General features: G+C 53.1%; 3 protein-coding genes. All 3 read left to right on the plus strand.

The annotated features are described in order from the left end of the window. Nucleotides 1–780, plus strand: a 780-nt coding sequence (locus tag V7Z75_RS14025; RefSeq protein ID WP_334109266.1) for a DUF4055 domain-containing protein, incomplete at its 5' end; no start/stop codon positions are given. Next, complete coding sequence (locus V7Z75_RS14030; RefSeq protein WP_334109267.1) at nucleotides 773–1,144, plus strand: hypothetical protein; 372 nt, start codon at nucleotides 773–775, stop codon at nucleotides 1,142–1,144. The genes V7Z75_RS14025 and V7Z75_RS14030, both read left to right, overlap by 8 nt. Further along, nucleotides 1,144–2,223, plus strand: a complete 1,080-nt coding sequence (locus V7Z75_RS14035; protein ID WP_334109268.1) for a hypothetical protein — start codon at nucleotides 1,144–1,146, stop codon at nucleotides 2,221–2,223. Before V7Z75_RS14030 ends, V7Z75_RS14035 begins: the two co-directional genes overlap by 1 nt. Nucleotides 2,224–2,343: the final 120 nt, after the last annotated feature.

Here is a 2,343-nt window from a genome sequence, read left to right on the forward strand (position 1 = left end):
GGAATATCCGGTGCATGGATGCAGGTTGGTGAGGACATCGTGCCGGTGATGAGGGGCCGACCTCTGCCATACATCCCGTTCCAATTCTTCGGCCCCGCGCACAATGGCCCCGAGATTCAAAAGCCGCCAATTTATGACTTGGTGGCGCTCAATCTCAGCCATTACCGATCGACGGCTGATCTTGAGCATGGCGCTCACTTTACTGGCCTGCCCACTGCTGTTGTAACTGGCTACCAGGTTGGCGAGAATGAAAAGCTATCGATAGGCTCTGCTAATGCCTGGGTGTTCCCAGCAGCAGATGCCGATGCGAAATATCTTGAGTTCACAGGCCAGGGATTGTCCGCTCTGGAAAACCGCATCAATCGCAAGCAAGACCAGATGGCGGCAATCGGCGCTCGGATGCTCTCGCCCGAGAAATCAGCAGCTGAGGCGGCTGAAACTGTCAAGCTTCGCCATGCTGGTGAAGGCGCTGTGCTCTCCACAATTTCCAGCATGATCAGCCAGGGCTTGACCCGCGTGTTGAACATCATGGCAGAGTGGGCAGGCGTAAGCACAAACCAATCCGTAACGCTGAATACCGACTTTATCGAGATTGGCATGACAGGGCCAGAACTCACCGCACTTGTTGGCGCATGGCAATCTGGCGCTATCAGCCGCGAAACCATGTTCTGGAACTTGCAGCAGGGTGAAATGATTCCTCCCGGTGTGACATCGGACGAGGAAAAAGAAAAGATCGAACTGGACACGCCAGGCATGAACACAGGTGGTGCCGATGAGTAATAAGCCCCCTAGAATAGCATTCCGCGATGCTGATCCATTGCAGGATTATTACCAGGACAGGAACGGAGACAGCTATTCAGTAGCAAAGCTGATTGACGACGCGCGCCATCTAAAGCCATTTGATATGCCAATCGCTGGACTGCGTCTTTCCGATGTTATCTGGCAAGGATTTAACATTTATGACCTGGCCTTCCATTGCCTTCGAGTAAATGCCGCCGATCTGGATAAGCCTATTATTTTAGACTGGCTTGGCGATATTGCTGATGGTCGGCATCGCGTAATCAGGGCAATCATGGAAGGCAAGCGCCACATCAAGGCTGTGCGGATGACATGGAAGCCAACGCCCTGCGCTAAGGGTGAGTAATGGCGACGGCGAATGAAATACTGCTCAATGAGAGCGTCGCGCACAACATCGACCTGCAAGCGTACAGCCTGAATGAACTGCGCCGGATCCTGGCGCTGCTGAATCGAACTGATCCTGATCTGCTTGCCGCGATTGAATCGGCGGTAGACAAGGGGCAAGGCCAAGGATTTAACGTCCAGCGCCTGAATGACTTGCTGAAATCGGTGCGTGAGATCAATGCCGAGGTCTACAAGGAGATTGTTGACCGTCTAGGCATCGACCTAAAAGACTTGACCGACTACGAAGCAGGGTATCAGTACCAGCTATTCCGGTCTGTGCTGCCCGAGGTGGTGCCTATCTCGACGGTCAATATCAACCAGGTGTATGCTGCCGCGATGGCTAGGCCGTTTCAAGGCAAGTTGCTCAAGGAGTTTCTGAGCGACCTAGAGACTTCAAGAGCCATTGCCATTCGTGATGCAATCCGCATGGGGTACGTCGAAGGCCAGACTACCGACCAGATTGTAAGGCGCATCCGAGGTACTCGCGCATTGAACTATGCTGACGGCCTACTGCAAGTATCACGCAGAAACCTTGAAACTGTGGTGTTGACCGCGATCAGCCATACAGCAAGTTATGCAAGGGATGCAGTATTTGAGGCCAATAGCGACATCATCAAGGCCGACCGATACACAGCCACACTGGACATGCGCACTACGGTTTTATGCGCCTCGCGCGATGGGAACGAATACCCGAAGGGTAAACCCAAGCCAGCCCTGCCTGCGCACATGCGCTGCCGTAGTGTGTATGTACCCGTATTAAAGAGCTGGCGAGAGATGGGGGCGGCGATTGATATTGAAATGCCCGCCTCCACCAGGGCAAGCCTTGACGGTCAAGTGCCGGGCAAGATGACGTACCAGGAATGGCTCAAGAAGCAATCTGTATCGCGCCAGAACGAGGTTTTAGGCGTTGACAAGGCAAAGCTATTCCGTGATGGCGGCTTGAGCTTGGACAAGTTCGTTGCCAGAAATGGGCATGTCTTTACATTGCAAGAGTTGCGTGAGCGTGATTCAAAAGCCTTTACAAGGGCTGGGCTACAATAGCCGAATGACAGAATTACTGAATAGAGAAGCCGCCTAGTGCGGCTTTTTACTTCGAGCCTCATGGGAAGCCATTTGGCTTTTTATTGAGCAGTGCTCATGGTAATAGAGGCTGTGCCTCAT

The sequence above is a fragment of the Methylobacillus sp. genome (assembly GCF_036844465.1).
Lineage (GTDB): Bacteria > Pseudomonadota > Gammaproteobacteria > Burkholderiales > Methylophilaceae > Methylobacillus.